Here is a 17,302-nt window from a genome sequence, read left to right on the forward strand (position 1 = left end):
CCATGAGCGTTGAAACCCTTACAGGCTCTGCTGATGCCCGCCCTTACTGAGGGTATTGAGAGTGTTCCGGCCCGCCCGTTCAGTTCTCCCGATGAAGTGCACACACCACTGGGAAAAGTTCGTTGAACTCATGCGCGGGGAAATTTCCCTAGTCATAAGCGAATGCTTTTTTGGTACCTGCAGTACGTCACTGGTCTGTTGGGTCGATGGGTCCTGATTTTCGCTCGCAAACACTCCGTATGCCCTGATCCATGAGGGACGGAGTCGTCAGCCTGCCTCTCCCCGAGGCCGCGAAAACCAAAGGAAGGACAACCATGATCCTAGTGACCGGTGGTGCGGGATACATTGGCGCTCATATCGTGCTGGCGCTGCTTGAGCACGGCAATGAGGTGCTGGTGCTGGACAACCTGTGCAACAGCTCGCGAGAAACGCTTGATCGAGTGGCAAACATCACCGGAAGACATTTCGACTTCATTCCTGGAGACGTTCGCAGCAAGGCCACTCTGCATGCCCTGTTCGCCGAATACCCCATAGAAGCGGTCGTGCACTGTGCGGGCCTCAAGGCCGTGGGCGAAAGTGTGCGTGAGCCACTGCGCTATTTCGAGACCAATGTCAGTGGCAGCGTCAATCTGTGCCAGGCGATGGCCGAGGCCGGCGTCTTCAACCTGCTGTTCAGCTCATCAGCCACGGTCTATGGCGAAGCCGACCGCATGCCGCTGGACGAAACCTGCGCGCTGGGCTTGCCGACCAATCCCTACGGCCATTCCAAACTCATGGCCGAACACGTGATGAAGAGCGCCGCCAGTTCGGACCCGCGCTGGGCCATTGGCCTGTTGCGCTACTTCAATCCAATTGGCGCGCATCCATCCGGAATGCTGGGTGAATCACCACGCAACACACCCAATAACCTGCTGCCATTCCTGCTGCAGGTCGCCAATCGGCAGCGCCCTGCCCTGCATGTGTTCGGCAGTGACTACCCGACACCTGATGGCACCGGCATACGGGATTACCTGCATGTGATGGATCTGGCCGAGGGCCATTTGCAAGCATTGGCCCGCATAGGCACCCAGCGCGGCGTGTCCATCTGGAATCTGGGCACCGGTCGAGGGTATTCGGTGCTCGAAGTGGTGAAGACCTTCGAGCGAATCTCGGGCGTCAAGGTGCCCCTCGTCTTCGAGCCTCGCCGCTCAGGCGACGTGGCGGAGTGCTGGTCGGATCCTGGCAAGGCGCTGCTTGAGCTGAACTGGCAGGCCCGGCATGACCTTGAAGCCATGCTGACCGACGCCTGGCGCTGGCAATGCATGAACCCGCAGGGCCTGGAACTCGAGGTATTGGTGGGCTGATGCCTGTTTCAGGGCCATTCGTCACCCTGCCGGACAAACCTCGGAACCGGTTCAACGCAGCATTTTTCTACTTTTTACCACTCACTCAGAAGAGGTACGCACCATGAGCACGACGACAAAACAGGACAACCTTATCGATTGGCTGCGCGATGCACACGCCATGGAGCAACAGGCGGAAAAAATGCTGACGGCCCAGGCGGAAAGACTGGAGCACTACCCGGTACTCAAAAAAAGGATTGAACAGCACATCGAGGAAACGCGGGGCCAGCAGGAGAAAGTCGAGGCATGCCTCACGCGTCTGGACAGCAGCCCTTCGACAATAAAGGACATTGGCGGAAAGCTGATGGCAGTCGGTCAGGGACTGGGCGGTATGTTGATGTCTGACGAAGTCGTTAAAGGCGCGATGAGCGGTTATGTGTTCGAGAACATTGAAATCGCGACGTACACCGTACTCATCGAGGCCGCAGAGGCGGCGGGCGAACCTCAGATCCGCAAGGATTGCGAGCAGATCCTGAAGCAGGAAGTCGCCATGGCGGACTGGCTGCGCGAGCACTTGCCTGAAATCACCAGAGCGTTCCTGAATCGCTCTGAATCGCCGAACGTCGAGGCAAAGCGCTGATAACGATACCCTAAAGACCAGACAGTGGTCGGGCGCGTATCACTGCAGTTGCCGCTCGACGATCCCGCTGTCATTGATTCGACGAGGAGTGACTCATGAATCAACTACCACTGGTTGCAGCCAGGTCCACCATCTGGCGCGTCAACCACCCCGAGCTGAAAACAACCGAACGCGCCCTGTCCATCACTGCCGGCAGCCTGCTGCTGTTCACCGCCCTGCACCGCGGCGGTGTCGTCGGCTTGCTGGGAGCGGCCGCTGGCGCTTACTGCGTGTTTCGCGGCGCCACCGGGCGTTGCGCGATAAAGCGCAGCCTGGCCCCGACCCCGTTTGAACATCAGTTTCAGAACGCTCACGGCTGGAAGGCCAGTGAAGCCGTTTCCCGCAGTGTCACCATCGGCAAGCCCCTCAGCGAAGTACGCGATTTTCTGGAGCAACCGCAGAACATTGGTCCGCTGATTCCATGGGTCGACAGCATCGAAGCCGTTGACGCAGATACCAGTCGATGGACCGTGCGCGGCCCGCTGGGTCGCAAGCTGAGCTGGACCGTGCAACGACAGCCTTCGAACATCGACGACAGCCTTCACTGGCGTACCCGGCCCGAAGGCAAATGGCAGCACGACATCTCGGCGTACCTCAAATCCGCACCAGGCAACCGCGGCACCGAGCTGAAGGTCGTTGCCGTCTGCGAGCCCGGCGCAGGAAGCCTGGGTCATGCACTGGCCAAGGCCATCAGCACGTTCAGCGACAAGGCGCTGCTCAATCTGTTGAGCAATCTCAAGCAGCATCTGGAGACCGGTGAAGTGAGCACCAATCAGATGCGGGCCAGCGAAGTGCGTGACTTCCTGTTCCTGCACGGCCAGACAACCGACACCCCCGAGCCTGCGCATGAGCAGCCCGAGGTAGCGGCCCTGCCGCGTCCGCAATCGCTGCTGGAAAGGGGGAATGCCTGATGCGCGCGCTGACCTGGCAAGCCCCCAACAAACTGCAAGTCGATACGGTCCCCGATCCTGCGATCCTCAACCCCCGTGACGCGATCATTCGCGTGACACTGTCTTCGGTCTGCGGCTCTGACCTGCACCTGCTGGGCGGTTACGTCCCGGCAATGAAACCGGGCGATATCATCGGCCACGAGTTTCTCGGTGAAGTGGTCGAGACCGGCTCGGCGGTGAAAACCGTCAAGAAAGGCGACAGGGTCATCACCATTTCAATTATCGGCTGCGGGCAGTGCGAGCCCTGCAAACGCAGTGACTTCTCCTGCTGCGACAACCCGAACCCCAACCCCTCGACCACTGACATTGCTTATGGCCAGCCCTGCTGCGGCATCATCGGTTACAGCCATGCCTTCGGTGGGTACGCAGGCAGCCACGCCACATACATTCGCGTGCCTTTTGCCGACGTGAACCTGTTCACAGTGCCCGATGGGGTGAACGACGATCAGGCGCTGTTCGTTTCCGATGCTGCACCCACGGGCTACTTCGCGGCGGATAACGCCGACATCGAGCCCGGCGATATCGTCGCGGTCTGGGGCTGCGGTGGTGTCGGTCTGATGGCGATACGCAGCGCGTTTCTGCTGGGCGCCGAGCAGGTGATCGCCATTGACCGGTATCCGGACCGATTACGTCTGGCGCAACAAAAGGTCGGCGCAACGGTGATCAACTACGAAACCACCCATGTGCACGAAGCGCTGCTGGAATTGACCGGGGGTCGAGGCCCTGATCGCTGTATCGACTGCGTTGGCATGGAAGCCCATGGCACGGAAATCGATTACGCCTACGACAAGGCCAAGCAAATGCTGCGCCTGCACACGGAACGCGGCACCGTACTGCGCCAGGCCATACGCGCCTGTCGCAAGGGCGGCACGGTGTCGGTGGTCGGCGTTTATGGCGGGCTGCTGGACAAGTTTCCAATGGGTGCCATCGTCAACAAGGCACTGACCTTGCGCTCAGGCCAACAGCCGGGCCAGCGCTATGCTCCGACCCTGTTTAACCATATCCGCAATGGCGAGCTGGATCCTTCGTTTCTGTTGACTCATCGCATGAGTCTGGAGGATTCGCCGAAGGGCTACGCGATGTTCAAGGAAAAGACCGATCACTGCCTGCGGGCAGTCTTCGAACCCTGACCGCCAGCTGCATCAACCACGACGGGGTCAGCCCCCGTCGTGCTCGTCATCGATCCACGTATCGATCAGCGATCCGCCCTGCCCTGTGACCGGATCGGTAAGCGGGGTCGGCACCTTGGCGATGCGAGCCACCGCCTGATCATGCACCGCAGGATCGACGCGTTGAATGTCATAGTCTTCCTGGCCTCGCGGATAGGCACCGACCACCAGAAAGTCTTCACTCTGCTCAAGGCGACAATGACCGGTCCCGGCTGGAAGAACCAGCACATCGCCGGCCTTGACCCTGTGATCGCTGCCATGTTCACCACCCAGCCGCAGTGTGGCGTGCCCGCTGGCGACGCCCAGCACCTCATGGGCCGTGGAGTGGTAATGGTGATAGTCGAATACGCCGTCCCGCCAGAGTGGCGACCATTCGTTGCTTTCGAACAGACGCTCGAAAGCCGTCGCCACATCCATGTCCGGGTTGATCGCCAGTTCATAAACAAGCACCGGAAACCGGCTGTTGGGCGTGGAGCCGTCGTCTTCGAAGAACAGGACATGCGGCACCAGCAGTGAAAGCTCCCGGTACGCAAACTCCTCATTCAAGCTGTTCATGCAGTCACTCCTTTGTCGAACCGCACTCACGCGGGTAGCCCACACTCAAGGTGCGGGAGACCGGCTGTTGGTGCCTTTATCCTGTGGCCTCGGGGCTGGGTGATGGGACGCCGTACCGCTCGGATCGGGCAACTGGATGACCTTGCCATCCATCCAGGCGTTTGCACCCGGCAACACGGGCTGAGGCTTGATGTCCTTGCGCGCCTCGCGTTCGGCGACGCTGTCCAGCCCCATCCGTTCGTCACGCGCCTTGACCATCTGCGGGTCGGCCTGTCCGTCCCGGGTAAAGCCCATCATCAACTGAGGCACACCCAGGGGCAGCGATTTGTCCTTGTCGGTGTGCCACGTATGCCAGGTCTTGCCGTAGGTATTGACCAGCTTTTCCATGAGCGCGTGCTCGGCAGGTTCTGGAATACCGGGAGCAACCAGCTGGCCCGACGTCACTTCATGGGAATGACTGTGCCAATAGGCTTTTTCTTCAGTTGGCAGGCCTTCGAACAACCTGGCGCTGATGATGTACTCGACGCCCATCAAGTGCGCATCCTTGACGTTGCCGTCGTAGATCACGCACTGAATGACCTCTTCGTTGAGAATCGAGCAGTAATGGTGCGCTTCCATCTGCGATTCGATCGTGCCGTTGTAGAAATGAAAGCCATCCAGATACGTATTCAACGCATCGAGCGGCGGGTGTGATTGAAGCATGGCGGCGCCGGTCTCAAGCACCGCAGTCGAGGCCTGCTTGTCAGCCCCTGGAGACGATACCGGCGGGCGTGTATCAGTTCCGTTGCAGGCCGAGAGCGCTGTCAGCGTCGCCAACAGCGCAATACGTTTGCTCACCTGCAAGTGCTTCAGATGATTCAGGCGGCAGTAGGTAGTTGAGAAAGTCACGATTCTGTCCCTTGAAGATGGTGTTGGCACAAAGCGGTATCAGGGCGAAATCGGGTCACTGGCAGGGAAGGTTTCCTCGATTGCCTCATCCAGTTTGTCTTCCGCCGCCTCTTCGCAATGACAGCCCGGCGACTGGCATTTCTCGTGATTGACGTGGTGGTTCGCGCAGGCCTCGCAGCAGAACTGCTGATGATCTTGTTCAACAACGGTGTTGCTGTCGACCGCGCAGTTGCATTGCGGACAAGCACAGGTGTTATCAGTCATAAAGCTCTCCTGATTTAAAGAAGCGCCTGATTCAGCGCCTGTCATTTTCGAAACAGGCCAGCCTGGATAGTTGTCGGAATCTGCCCGGACACCGACCAGCGGTGGCGGATGCATCCTGAGACGTGACGCGCCAGGGATATCCGGCATCGAACCCTCTGTCCCCAGAACACGCATGGCCACCGGCTCTGCGATGGCCGTCACCTTCTGCAGTGCGTAGCGGCCCCAGCCAAGAGGCCTCTTTACGTGCAACACACTCCACCCTTCCCGCTCGCTGCTGCGTTGAAACTGCTTGGTGTGACCACGGCGCTTGCCTGCGCCACTCAGGTTCGCGCGGATCAGACCGTGAACCTGTCCAGTATCGAAGTGGATGGCAACGCCGTGGAAAGCCGAGCAGAAGCAGCTCGCGACGCCTTGCGCAGCGTGCCCGGCGGCACCAACGTTGTTGACCTGAATCGAGTTGATCAGGGGCGCGTGGCCACCAATGAAGACGTGTTCCGCTATCAGGCAGGCATCTACGCAAAGGCAGCCAACAACGAAGGTGCGAAGATTTCCATTCGTGGTTCCGGGCTGAATCGGGCACCCGGCGCGCACGCCTCGGGGCTGTTTGAAATGCTCGACGGGTTGCCACTCACCGGCCCCGGCGGCACACCGTATGAGCTCAAGGAGCCTTTGTGGCTGAGCCATGTCGAAGTGCGTCGTGGCGCGAACGGTTTTGAACAGGGATCACTGGCACTGGGCGGCGCAGTCAACTACATCACCCACACCGGCTACGATGCGCCGCGCCTGCAAGTGCGCTATGAAGCCGGAAGTCACGGTTACACCAAACGGCAGATCAGTTCCGGTGATGTCCTCGGCGATCTGGATTACTACGTCGCCCTGACCGATTCCAACTACGACGGTTTTCAGGATCACAGCGCTGGCGGCAGCAAGGGCATCGCTGCAAACGTCGGCTATCGTTTCAGTCCTGATCTGGAAACCCGCTTCTTCTTTCGTTACCGGAAAACCGACAACGACTCGCCGGGTCGGCTGACACGCGATCAGATTCGTCACGATCCGCGTGCCGCCAACACGCTCAACGCAGCACGTGATTCCAAGCGCCTGCAGCCGGGCAGCACCTGGCTGGGCAATAAGACCACGCTCTACCTGGATGACAGTTCCAGAATCGAAACCGGTCTGGTCTATCACGACTATCCGATGGACCTGCGCGAAGGCACCAATCGCCTGAAGGTCGCTTACACCGACATCAGCGGTACGCTGAATTACATTCGACAGGACACCGTGTTCGGTCACCAGAGCAACACGACCCTGGGCCTGCGCACCACCAAGGGCTTGCCGAACAATGGCGCTTCAGAATTCGTGCGCATCCCTGCTGGCAACACCGCGAGCTATACGCCAGGCACCAGAACCCGTGACTACAGCTATCTGGGCTCGGACAGCGTTCTGCAACTGAGCAATGATCTGGAATTGGTCCCCGACCTGTGGCTGACCACAGGCGTAGCTGCGATTTACACCCGCCGCGAAACCGGGGTTACCTACCCCGCTACCCAGCAAGCGGTAAGCACCCACGACTGGGACTATGCGTCACGTCTTGGATTGCGTTATGACTTCACTCCGCAACTGCAGGTCTACGGCAACCTGAGCCGCTCAGTCGAGCCGCCTCACGCGTGGTCGATGATCTGGGGCTCGAACCAGTTCTTCCCCGCTGGAAGCGGCCCGACGACAGGTCTGCAACGCGTTGGCGTGAAACTTGAAAACCAGACCGCGACTACTCTGGAACTCGGAGGGCGCGGCCGGGGATGGATGGGTGACTGGGAAGCGGGGTGGTATTACTCGCAGGTCAGGCACGAGCTATTGAGCGTCGAAACCCAGGCCGCCAGCGCGACCTCTTCGCAGGTGATTGCCGAATCCAACGCTAGCCCGACGGTTCACACCGGCGTCGAGCTGAGCCTCGACAGCCCGCTGTGGCAAGGCGGTGCCGCTGGCAAGCTGGATCTGCGTCAGGCGTACACATTCAGCGACTTTCACTATCGGGACGATGACCGGTTTGGCGACAACGCCCTCCCCGGCATTCCACGGCATTATTACCAGGCTGAATTGCGTTACAGCCATCCGACCGGGTTTTACGCAGGATTGAATACGGAACATGCCTCGAAGGTCGCCGTCGATTACGCGAATTCCTTCTACGCCGATCAGTACACCTTGCTGGGCGCGACCTTCGGCTACGCCTCGCCCAAGGACGACTGGCAAACCTGGCTGGACCTGCGCAACCTGACCAATCGACGCTATGCCAACACGGTGACGCCGGGCTACGACGATGGCGGGCGTGACGTTGCGCGCTCGACGCCCGGCGACGGTATGGGTGTCTATGCGGGCGTGTCCTGGAGTCTGCGTTAAGACGCAGTCAGCGGGGATGATCAAAAGTTGGCGGGGGTGTTGGCGCTGATGATTTCGGCCTCATCCTGGCCAATGTTGCGGAAGCGATGTGGCAAGGTAGTCGGAAAGTAGTAGCCATCGCCGGGACCAAGAATATTGATCTGCCCGTTGATGGTCAGCTCGACCGTGCCACGGGTGACCATACCGCACTCCTCGCCTTCGCTGTGCACGATGGGCTCTTCACCCGAATCGGCTCCCGGTGCGTACTGCTCGCGCAGAAAGCGCATCTGACGGGTCGGCAGTGTCGCGCCTACCAGCAACAGGCGCACGCCGTTGCGGCCCAGGTCGGGCTGATCGCCGCCTCGAAACACGTATTGATCCTGCCCAGGCGGCTGGTCGAACGTGAAGAAATCGGCCAGCGACATCGGAATGCCTTCCAGCAGCTTCTTGAGCGAACTGATGGAGGGGCTCACGCGGTTCTGTTCGATCAGGGAAATCGTGGCATTGGTCACACCACTGCGTCTGGCGAGTTCGCGTTGCGACAGCTTGTAGCTTTCACGCACCAGCTTGAGTCGTGCTCCCGTATCCATAATGGCCTTATGCGAAAAATATCCGGTGAAGAAACTCGGCTCCGACGCGGCGGTGCGCCTGGAGCCATGAGGCCGGATATTAAATCATGTTTGTCGGCAAGGCTCAGTAGTTGATCGCTGACCGTGCGCGGGCATAAACCTGACATGCATCGCGAAACGCTTCGAACATTTTCAGTGACACCGGATTCTCCATCAGCGCCCATTCGGGATGCCACTGCACGCCCAGCACAAAACCCGGTGCGCCGGGCAGCGAAACGGCTTCCACCAACCCGTCGGGCGCAAGCGCTTCAGCGCGCAAGTCGGACGCAAGGCGATCAATACCCTGACTGTGCAGGCTGTTCACTGCAAAGCCGGGGGCCAGTCCCAGAGACTTGAGGATGCCACCCGGCTGCACCGAGACATCATGTTGCGGCACGTATTGTTCGGCCACCACGTCGCTCTGCGGCTCGCGATGATCCAGATAGCCCGGTAGATCCTGAACGCGTTGATGCAGGCTGCCGCCCAGCGCTACGTTCAGTTCCTGAAACCCACGGCAGATGCACAGCACTGGAACGCCCTGGGCGATGGCGGCCCTGAGCAGCGGCAGCGTGTTGCGATCACGGAACACATCGTGGGCAGTGCCTTCGATACTCGGCGTGCCGTTGTAATGATGAGGCTCCACATTGGAAGGTGATCCGGTGAACAGCAGGCCGTCCAGGTGCTCGAGTATCTGCGCTGGCTCGGTCGGTACGTTGAGTGCTGGCAGGATTACAGGGATACCTGCAAATCCCGCCGCTTCGACATATTTGTCGCCGGCTGTGTGCGAAGAGTATTTGCCCAGTTGCTGACGGCAGGCGGTGACGCCGATCAAGGGGAGTCGAGACATGATTCAGGTCCTGATTTGAAAGGTTGCGCACTGGGCTTGAGATGAATAAGACGCTATCCAGTGCAATTGAAACCAGTCTAGGATAGTCAGCTACGCAATCTACATGGGCGCTCAGGCAAGGAAACTGTGCAGTAATGCAATATGAAGTCAGCCATTCGGATCTTTCTCTGGTGCTTGCGCTGGTCAGAGGCCGCACCCTCGCACGCGCCGCAGAGCTGTTGAGCGTCGATATTTCCACGGCATTCCGTTCAATCAAACGCCTTGAGGCTGCGCTGGGCATCGCCCTGTTCGAAAAGAACCGACGCGGTTACATCCCCACCGATACCGCCAGCGCCATGGCCGAACAGGCAGAACGCGCGGAGCTTGCGTTGAACGCCGCGCGTATCGCCTTGCAGCAAGGCGAGAACGTGGTGAGCGGGACCGTGCGTCTGACCTGCACCGACGCTGTGCTGCACAACCTGCTGCTGCCCGCCCTCGCCCGCTTCATGCCCAACTACCCGGCGCTCACACTGGAACTGGCAACCTCCAATTCCTTCGCCAACCTCAGCCGTCGGGACGCTGATATCGCGTTGCGCCTGACCAACACGCCACCGGAACACTTAGTGGGTCGACGCATCGGTACGGCCGAATATGTGATCTGCGGGGTGCCCGGCTTTCGTGATGCACTGGAAACAGCGCCATCGTCTGTGCCGTGGATAAGCCCTGACGACTCGATGCCGGACCACACTTCCGTGATCTGGCGCAACCAGGCTTTTCCGGACGTCGTGCCACGTTATCGCTGCAGCAGCATGTCCGCTGTGTCGCAGTTGGTCGCTGCCGGGCTCGGTGTCGCGGCGCTGACAGACTTCACCGCTCGCGGACTTTCAGGCGTCGAGAAACTGAGCGCGCCATTGGAAGGCTGCAGCACCGACCTCTGGCTCCTGACCCGCCCCGACTGCCGCGCCTTGCGTTCCGTTCAGACCCTGCTGGACGAACTCGCGCCCCTGCTGCGCGATGCCTTGCAGCCCTGATTCATATCCACTGATCTTATCCACACGCTGCGTCGCATTCGAGAGCGGACGCGGAGCGCCCTGGGCGGCGTTACCACGCTGGAGCGTGGGAACGATCAGGGTGATCTCAAGCGCACTGATCACACCCACGCACCGCGTCGCACTCGAGAGCGGACGCGGAGCGTCCTGGGTGAACGATCACCATAAGTCTGCTCGACACCGATCGTGCCCACGCTCCGCGTGGACATGCAGCCCGGGACGCTCCGCGTCCCATTGGGTCTGATCACACAACTTTTATGCCCGGGCCAGATCACATAGCCCTCTGGAAGGGCTCTTTTCCATGTCATTCGCAAACCCTAATGGATCCACTAAATAATAGTTAACAAATTTAATCATTTTATTTTCCCTCTCCTTGTGGCATTAATAGCTCAAGCCACATTTCTGGCTGAACCTGATGGATCCATAACAACAAAACCGAACCGTGGAGAACCCTCATGCATCCGAAAAATACGTGGTACGTGGCCTGTGCAGCGGATGAAGTCACTGACAAGCCGCTCGGCAGGCAAATCTGCAATGAGAAGATGGTGTTCTACCGCGATCAGGATCAGCAGATCGTGGCCCTCGAGGACTTCTGTCCGCATCGCGGTGCCCCGCTCTCTCTGGGATTCGTCGAGAACGGGCAACTGGTCTGCGGTTACCACGGTCTGGTGATGGGTGGCGATGGCCAGACGGTCGCCATGCCCGGTCAGCGTGTCAGGGGCTTTCCCTGCAACAAGACCTTTGCCGCCATCGAGCGTTACGGATTCATCTGGGTCTGGCCGGGGGAGCGGGACAAGGCCGATGCCGCCCTGATTCCTCATCTGGAGTGGGCTGTGAGTGATCAATGGGCGTATGGCGGAGGGCTGTTTCACATTCAGTGCGATTACCGCCTGATGATCGACAACCTGATGGACCTCACTCACGAAACCTACGTCCATGCCTCCAGCATCGGCCAGAAGGAAATCGACGAGGCGCCGCCGGTGACCACCGTCGAAGGCGAAGAAGTTGTAACGGCCCGGCACATGGAAAACATCATGCCGCCGCCGTTCTGGCAGATGGCGCTGCGTGGCAACAACCTGGCCGACGACGTGCCGGTGGACCGCTGGCAGATCTGCCGTTTCACACCGCCCAGCCACGTTCATATTGAGGTGGGTGTCGCCCATGCCGGAAAAGGTGGCTACAACGCCCCTCGCGAATTCAAGGCCTCAAGCATCGTCGTAGACTTCATCACCCCGGAAACCGACACGTCCATCTGGTACTTCTGGGGCATGGCGCGCAACTTCAATCCGCAGGACGAAGCCCTGACGGCAAGCATTCGCGAAGGCCAGGGCAAGATCTTCACCGAGGATCTGGAAATGCTCGAGCGCCAGCAACAGAACCTGCTCCAGCATCCGCACCGCAAGCTGCTCAAGCTCAACATCGATGCGGGCGGCGTGCAGTCCCGCAAGATTATCGAGCGACTGATCGCCAGCGAACAGGCCGCCAGCGGCGACCAGATTCCTGCGGCTAACCTGAATTGAACCCGAGGTGCGACATGATCGACGTGACTGTGTTATCGCGCACGGACGAAGCGCTGGACATCTGCAGCTATGAACTGGTGCGAACCGACGGCGGACTGCTGCCGCCCTTCACTGCCGGTTCGCACATCGACGTGCACCTGCCGGACGGCCTGATTCGCCAGTACTCTTTATGCAACCCGCCCACAGAGCGCCATCGCTACCTGATTGGCGTGCTCAACGATCCGGCTTCACGGGGCGGCTCGCGCGCCCTGCACCAGCAGATTCATCCGGGCACTCACCTGAGCATCAGCGAACCGCGAAACCTGTTTCCGCTCGCCGAGCGAGCAAGCCGTACCCTGCTGTTCGGGGGTGGTATTGGGATCACGCCCATCCTGTGTATGGCCGAGCATCTGGCGCAAAACGACCAGCCCTTTGAATTGCACTACTGCGCCCGCTCGGTAGACCGCGCCGCATTCGTGGAACGCCTGAAACAGTCCGCATTCGCCGAAAAGGTCAGCCTGCACTTCGATGATCGCCCGGAAACCCGGCTGGACGCGCTGACAGTGCTGGCCGACCCCGATGCCGATGCGCAGGTGTACGTCTGCGGCCCCAGCGGATTCATGCAGCATATTCTCGACACGGCTCACGCCCAGGGCTGGCCGGAGCATCAGCTGCATCGCGAATACTTCAGCGCAGCGCCCGTGGACACCAGCAACGACGGCAGCTTCTCGGTGGAAATCGTCAGCACCGGCCAAGTGCTCAGCGTGCCGGCCAACAAGACCGTCGCTCAGGTGCTGGAAAGCAATGGCATCGACATTCCCCTGTCCTGCGAACAGGGTGTGTGCGGCACCTGTCTGACTCGAGTGCTCAAAGGCATTCCCGATCATCGGGACCTGTTTCTGACCGAGGCCGAACAGGCGCTCAATGATCAGTTCACCCCGTGCTGCTCTCGCTCGAAAACACCGCTGCTGGTACTCGACATCTAACTATTCGGAGCGCTGGATCACCTTCATGCGCTCATGAACGCCAGCGCCGAATACCTCGGCATAACGCAAGGTCGCGTTGGCGTGCTCACGCATGATCGCTTCGGCACGTGCACTCTGGCCATTGATTAACGCATCCACCACTGCGTGGTGCTGCATGTGCGCGAAGTTGAAGCGCCGGAACTCACGCACCAGGTCATTGCGATCCACGGCAAGCGCGGTGACCGAGGCGAACGGCAAGTGATCATTACGCGCCAGCGCATCGGCAATCGCCGGGTTGCCACTGCCTTCGACGATCACCCGGTGCAGACGCATGTTCAGGTCGTGATAGACCTCAAGGTCATCCTCGGTGACAAAGCCCTTGGCGAACAGCGCATCGCCTTGCACCAGGCAGGTTTCCAGTTCGTCCCGGGCCTCCTGACTGACGCCGATTTCAGCCATCTGCCGCGCGGCCAGACCTTCAAGCACGCCGCGAACTTCAACCGCTCCGGCGATTTCATGCGGGCTGATCGAACGCACCTGAAAACCGCGCCCCCCGAAAGGCACCAGCAGCCCTTCCTGCTCCAGCGTGCGAAAGGCCATGCGCACCGGCATACGCGACACACCGAATCGCTCGGCGGTGGGCACTTCCATCAAACGCTCTCCGGCCGCCAGCTCGCCTGATGCGATCATCTTGCGCAGTGATACAAGAACGGTCTGGCCGGGTTTGCTCATGAACGGGGTTCCGGGGAATGGAGGCATGCATCATAACAGGCCCCACGCCGAGCGCTCATCAAGCTCCCCGCGCTGCTTAAGGCACAGTCACCCGAAGCCGCGTTCGTCATTCGGCGTGTCGAGCCACTTCAGCGTTTCTTCAAAGCTGATCGGCGGGCTGTAGAAGTAGCCCTGAACCAGCGTGCAGCCCAGGGTTTCAAGAGCGCTGAGTTCTTCCTGCGTCTCTACGCCCTCAATCACGCAACCGAGCGACATGTCCATGCTCAAGGCCACCAGCGACTTGACGATCTTGTAGCTGGCCGGATTGTCGTGAACGCCTGTTACGAAGCTTCGGTCGATCTTGAGTTTGGTCAGCGCCAGTGCGTGCAACTGGCTCAGGCTCGAATACCCCGTACCGAAGTCGTCCAGCGAAATCCCGCATCCCAGTTGCCGGAACTGGTTGACCGCCTGTTGCACTTGGGCGATGTCTTTCATGACGGCCGTCTCGGTGATTTCAAGATCCAGTCGCGATGGTTCAAAACCGCTGTTTTCGATGATCTCCACGATCAGATTGACGCTCTCGCACGTGGCAAAATCATGCGCCGACAGGTTGAACGACAATCTGATGGGCGCAGGCCATGACAGCGCCTTCTGCAGGGCATGTGTCAGCAATGGCGCAGTCAGTTTGTTGATCATGCCGATGCGCTCGGCGATGGGAATGAAGCGCGCAGGCGACACCGCGCCCAGTTCTGGACTGTTCCACCGGGCAAGCGCTTCGAACGCGACTGTTTCCCGGCTCCGGCTGTTCATGATGGGCTGGAACAGCACGTAGAACTCGGTCTCCAGGCTGGCCCGGCGCAGCGCCTGTTCAGTGACACCATCGGCGTGCAGCTGTTGACGATGACTCGCAGAAAACAGGCAGGTCGAACCGGGATTGTGATGCTTTCCCTGATAGAGCGCGTAGTCCGCGTATTCGAACAACTGGGTGGCGTTGTCGGCCGTCGTCGGGTAGGTCGCAATGCCAAAGGTGGCGCCGATCTGGATCGGCATTTCCAACAGTTCGAACTGCTCATGCATCTGATCGCACAGGCGTTTGCCCAAGGCCAGCAAGGCTTCTCGACTGATGTCGCCTTTGATGACCAGGGCGAATTCATCGCCACCCAGCCGCGACACGTGCACCGTATCGCTCGCCACCTGCCTCAGGCGATCAGCGACCATGACCAGCAATTGGTCGCCCGTACGATGACCGTAAAGGTCATTGACCGGTTTGAAACCATCCAGATCCAGTATGCCGACTGCAAGCCCCGCGCCCTTCTCCAGCGCCTCGGTCATGGCCAGATCCAGGGTCTGGAAAAACTGACGCCGGTTGGGTAATCCAGTCAGGCTGTCCTGGTTGGCCAGCAGCAGGTTTTCATTACTCAGTCGCTCGGTCTGCACCTGTACCGTCACCAGGCGAGTGAAGTCGCGGTATTGATAACGAAGAATGATCAGCATGCCGATCGACACCAGCACGATGTTTACTGCCGTGGCGATGAAGATCGTGTTATGGGTCGAGGCGAAGAACACCACGAAGGCCGCGTTCACAATCACCGCCGTCGTCAGCGCGGCAGGCTGCAGGTGCATCATGCAGAAGATGCACACAATCACTGTGATGCCCATGAAAAAGGCCACATGGGCCTGAGCGTAGGCGCCGCCATAGGGGTACAGCGCCAGCGACCAACCCGCAAATGCAGCGGCAATGATTCCCGCCAGGCCATTGGTGCTGCGCAAGGTGGCGAGGATCATCGCTTCGGATGGCAGCCGATTGACCGTGCGCAACCACATACGGGCGCGAATGCCGCACACCAGTGTCAGCAATCCCGGTACCAGCAGGGTCAGCCACGTCGGCGCGGAACGATGCGTGAACGCGAGCGCCCAGGTGTTGACCAGCAACACGAAGTACATCAACGGCAGTTGACGGGACAACGCTATGTATTGGGCCTGAAGCAGCCGGGGTTGATCGGTGGGCACTGATATCAGGGTACGCAGCGTACCCAACAGGTTTTTCAGCATCGCAAGGCTTCTCTGTTACCACAGTCAAAGCGCACGTGGCTTGCTGTATTTCATGCGGGCCGGGCAACGTGCGGCTCGCTTGTCATGCTCTCGGCCAGGCGAACTCTTTCTTTAACACAAAATACGACTTTCAAGCGGATTTCCAGTTGAATAGTTTCCAACTTTACCGGTCTGCGCCGACTCGACGCAGACCGGTAGCTGTTGTATATATCAGGGCGATTTAAAATCCCCGCGAATTGAACCAAAACGTAGAAAAGAACTCACCACACACGCTTTTTAGCAAGCGCGCTTGTTTTCAGTCACTAAGTGCCACGCCCGGCCCTTTACGAATACACGGAGAAGTAAGATGAACAGGAAAGTTATTATCGACACGGATATGGGCTGGGACGATGTGCTGTCCATTGTGTATCTGATGAAACGCCCGGATATCGACATCGTCGGCATTACGGTCACCGGGTGTGGCGAAACGGACCTGGGCTGGGGCGTGATCATCGCCCGGCATTTGCTGGGGATCGGCAACCGGCTTGATACCGTCGTTGCCCGTGGCACGGACACACCGCTGGAGCATGACTACCGCTTCCCCCAGGACTTCAAGAACGACATGAACGATGTCATGGGGCTTTTGGGGACATTGAACCCTGCACAACTTCCTGCGCTCTCGGATACGCCCGCCTGGACGTTTCTGTTTGAAACAATCAACAACAGCACTGTCCCCATCACCCTTCTTTCGCTGGGCGGTTTTACCAACATTGCAAAGATGTTGTCTTTGAGCACACACCCGAGCGACTTTGCCAACCTCGACAACATTTATGCAATGGCGGGTGCCGTTTATGTCGACGGTAACGTCGCCGGTTTGAACAACGCACAGCCTGCCTGGGATCAGGGGCCTGCTTATAGCAGCAACTATTATGCAGAGTGGAATGTGTTTGTGGATGCCGTGGCGGCCGACAGCGTATTCGGCTCGACGCTGCCCCTGACGCTGGTGCCGCTGGACGCGTGCAATCAGGTGATACTCGACCCGACCTACTCGACGCGGATCACCGCGACCGATCCTGTGGCGACCCTGGTGCGCAAGGTGCTTGAGGTCAAGTCCGGCACACACGCCGAAGGCAACCTGCCAGTGCCTATTTTCGACCCGTTGGCGACGCTACTGATGGCGGGTGGTATTAGCGCCACCAAGACCAATGCCGAGTACCTGGCGGTCAACACCATCAGTTCCGAACACGACAACCACTGCGGACAGGTTGTCGTCAGGGAAGACGGCTCAAGGCCCGTCTCGTTCGTGACCGGCGTGTCGCAAACCGCCTTCGCCAACAATTTTGCGCAAGTGATCAACTGCCCGCTGAACTGACAGCGTTGCCGTGCCCGGGCATTCTGCGCGGGCACGGCGAC

General features: G+C 59.5%; 16 protein-coding genes. 9 read left to right on the forward strand and 7 right to left on the reverse strand.

From position 1 onward, the window contains the following. Window positions 1–314 precede the first annotated feature (314 nt). The 4 genes from galE (at window position 315) to CFBP1590_RS13840 (ending at window position 4,081) form a co-directional block, all read left to right on the forward strand. Window positions 315–1,343, forward strand: a complete 1,029-nt coding sequence (gene galE, locus CFBP1590_RS13825; RefSeq protein WP_004882336.1) for a UDP-glucose 4-epimerase GalE — start codon at window positions 315–317, stop codon at window positions 1,341–1,343. 103 nt (window positions 1,344–1,446) lie between these two features. Then, window positions 1,447–1,962 carry a ferritin-like domain-containing protein gene (locus CFBP1590_RS13830; protein ID WP_004882337.1) on the forward strand — a complete coding sequence of 172 codons (516 nt, stop codon included), beginning with the start codon at window positions 1,447–1,449 and terminating at the stop codon, window positions 1,960–1,962. Window positions 1,963–2,057: 95 nt separating this feature from the next. Then, the gene (locus CFBP1590_RS13835) at window positions 2,058–2,912 is read left to right on the forward strand and encodes an SRPBCC family protein (protein ID WP_088235276.1); all 855 of its coding nucleotides are present in this window, start codon (window positions 2,058–2,060) and stop codon (window positions 2,910–2,912) included. After that, the gene (locus CFBP1590_RS13840; RefSeq protein WP_088235277.1) at window positions 2,912–4,081 is read left to right on the forward strand and encodes a zinc-dependent alcohol dehydrogenase; all 1,170 of its coding nucleotides are present in this window, start codon (window positions 2,912–2,914) and stop codon (window positions 4,079–4,081) included. Before CFBP1590_RS13835 ends, CFBP1590_RS13840 begins: the two co-directional genes overlap by 1 nt. A gap of 27 nt (window positions 4,082–4,108) precedes the next feature. Here the strand turns inward: CFBP1590_RS13840 and CFBP1590_RS13845 are convergent, their stop codons facing one another. The 3 genes from CFBP1590_RS13845 to CFBP1590_RS13855 are packed head-to-tail and all read right to left on the reverse strand — an operon-like array spanning window position 4,109 to window position 5,827. Next, a complete protein-coding gene (locus tag CFBP1590_RS13845) occupies window positions 4,109–4,675 on the reverse strand; it encodes a cupin domain-containing protein (protein WP_088235278.1) in 567 nt (188 codons plus the stop codon). Between the two features lie 45 nt (window positions 4,676–4,720). Further along, window positions 4,721–5,563 (reverse strand): OBAP family protein, encoded by an 843-nt coding sequence (locus CFBP1590_RS13850; RefSeq protein ID WP_088235279.1) that lies wholly within the window; start codon window positions 5,561–5,563, stop codon window positions 4,721–4,723. A gap of 39 nt (window positions 5,564–5,602) precedes the next feature. Beyond that, on the reverse strand, window positions 5,603–5,827 hold the full coding sequence (locus CFBP1590_RS13855; RefSeq protein WP_029242596.1) for a metallothionein: 225 nt from the start codon (window positions 5,825–5,827) through the stop codon (window positions 5,603–5,605). A gap of 243 nt (window positions 5,828–6,070) precedes the next feature. On the opposite strand from CFBP1590_RS13855, the gene CFBP1590_RS13860 reads away from it, so the two are divergent. Then, the gene (locus tag CFBP1590_RS13860) at window positions 6,071–8,221 is read left to right on the forward strand and encodes a TonB-dependent receptor family protein (protein WP_191625388.1); all 2,151 of its coding nucleotides are present in this window, start codon (window positions 6,071–6,073) and stop codon (window positions 8,219–8,221) included. Between the two features lie 20 nt (window positions 8,222–8,241). Here the strand turns inward: CFBP1590_RS13860 and CFBP1590_RS13865 are convergent, their stop codons facing one another. Continuing rightward, window positions 8,242–8,790, reverse strand: a complete 549-nt coding sequence (locus tag CFBP1590_RS13865) for a cupin domain-containing protein (protein ID WP_029242594.1) — start codon at window positions 8,788–8,790, stop codon at window positions 8,242–8,244. A gap of 103 nt (window positions 8,791–8,893) precedes the next feature. Beyond that, window positions 8,894–9,655 (reverse strand): gamma-glutamyl-gamma-aminobutyrate hydrolase family protein, encoded by a 762-nt coding sequence (locus CFBP1590_RS13870; protein WP_088235280.1) that lies wholly within the window; start codon window positions 9,653–9,655, stop codon window positions 8,894–8,896. A 134-nt stretch (window positions 9,656–9,789) separates the two neighbouring features. On the opposite strand from CFBP1590_RS13870, the gene CFBP1590_RS13875 reads away from it, so the two are divergent. The 3 genes from CFBP1590_RS13875 (at window position 9,790) to CFBP1590_RS13885 (ending at window position 13,168) form a co-directional block, all read left to right on the forward strand. Then, window positions 9,790–10,665 carry a LysR family transcriptional regulator gene (locus CFBP1590_RS13875; RefSeq protein WP_088235281.1) on the forward strand — a complete coding sequence of 292 codons (876 nt, stop codon included), beginning with the start codon at window positions 9,790–9,792 and terminating at the stop codon, window positions 10,663–10,665. A gap of 473 nt (window positions 10,666–11,138) precedes the next feature. Continuing rightward, the gene (locus CFBP1590_RS13880) at window positions 11,139–12,203 is read left to right on the forward strand and encodes a Rieske 2Fe-2S domain-containing protein (RefSeq protein ID WP_058432944.1); all 1,065 of its coding nucleotides are present in this window, start codon (window positions 11,139–11,141) and stop codon (window positions 12,201–12,203) included. Window positions 12,204–12,217: 14 nt separating this feature from the next. Next, window positions 12,218–13,168: a PDR/VanB family oxidoreductase gene (locus CFBP1590_RS13885; RefSeq protein WP_058432945.1), complete on the forward strand. Its 951-nt coding sequence runs from the start codon at window positions 12,218–12,220 to the stop codon at window positions 13,166–13,168. On the opposite strand, the gene CFBP1590_RS13890 is transcribed toward CFBP1590_RS13885, so the two are convergent. Together CFBP1590_RS13890 and CFBP1590_RS13895 are read right to left on the reverse strand one after the other, a co-directional pair. Next, a complete protein-coding gene (locus CFBP1590_RS13890; protein ID WP_029242589.1) occupies window positions 13,169–13,879 on the reverse strand; it encodes a GntR family transcriptional regulator in 711 nt (236 codons plus the stop codon). Window positions 13,880–13,966: 87 nt separating this feature from the next. Continuing rightward, window positions 13,967–15,910 (reverse strand): putative bifunctional diguanylate cyclase/phosphodiesterase, encoded by a 1,944-nt coding sequence (locus CFBP1590_RS13895; protein ID WP_088235282.1) that lies wholly within the window; start codon window positions 15,908–15,910, stop codon window positions 13,967–13,969. Between the two features lie 346 nt (window positions 15,911–16,256). Here CFBP1590_RS13895 and CFBP1590_RS13900 point away from each other — a divergent pair, with 346 nt between their 5' ends. After that, a complete protein-coding gene (locus CFBP1590_RS13900; protein ID WP_088235283.1) occupies window positions 16,257–17,261 on the forward strand; it encodes a nucleoside hydrolase in 1,005 nt (334 codons plus the stop codon). Window positions 17,262–17,302 lie beyond the last annotated feature (41 nt).

Origin of the sequence: Pseudomonas viridiflava (genome assembly GCF_900184295.1) — a bacterium.
GTDB classification, from domain to species: domain Bacteria; phylum Pseudomonadota; class Gammaproteobacteria; order Pseudomonadales; family Pseudomonadaceae; genus Aquipseudomonas; species Aquipseudomonas viridiflava.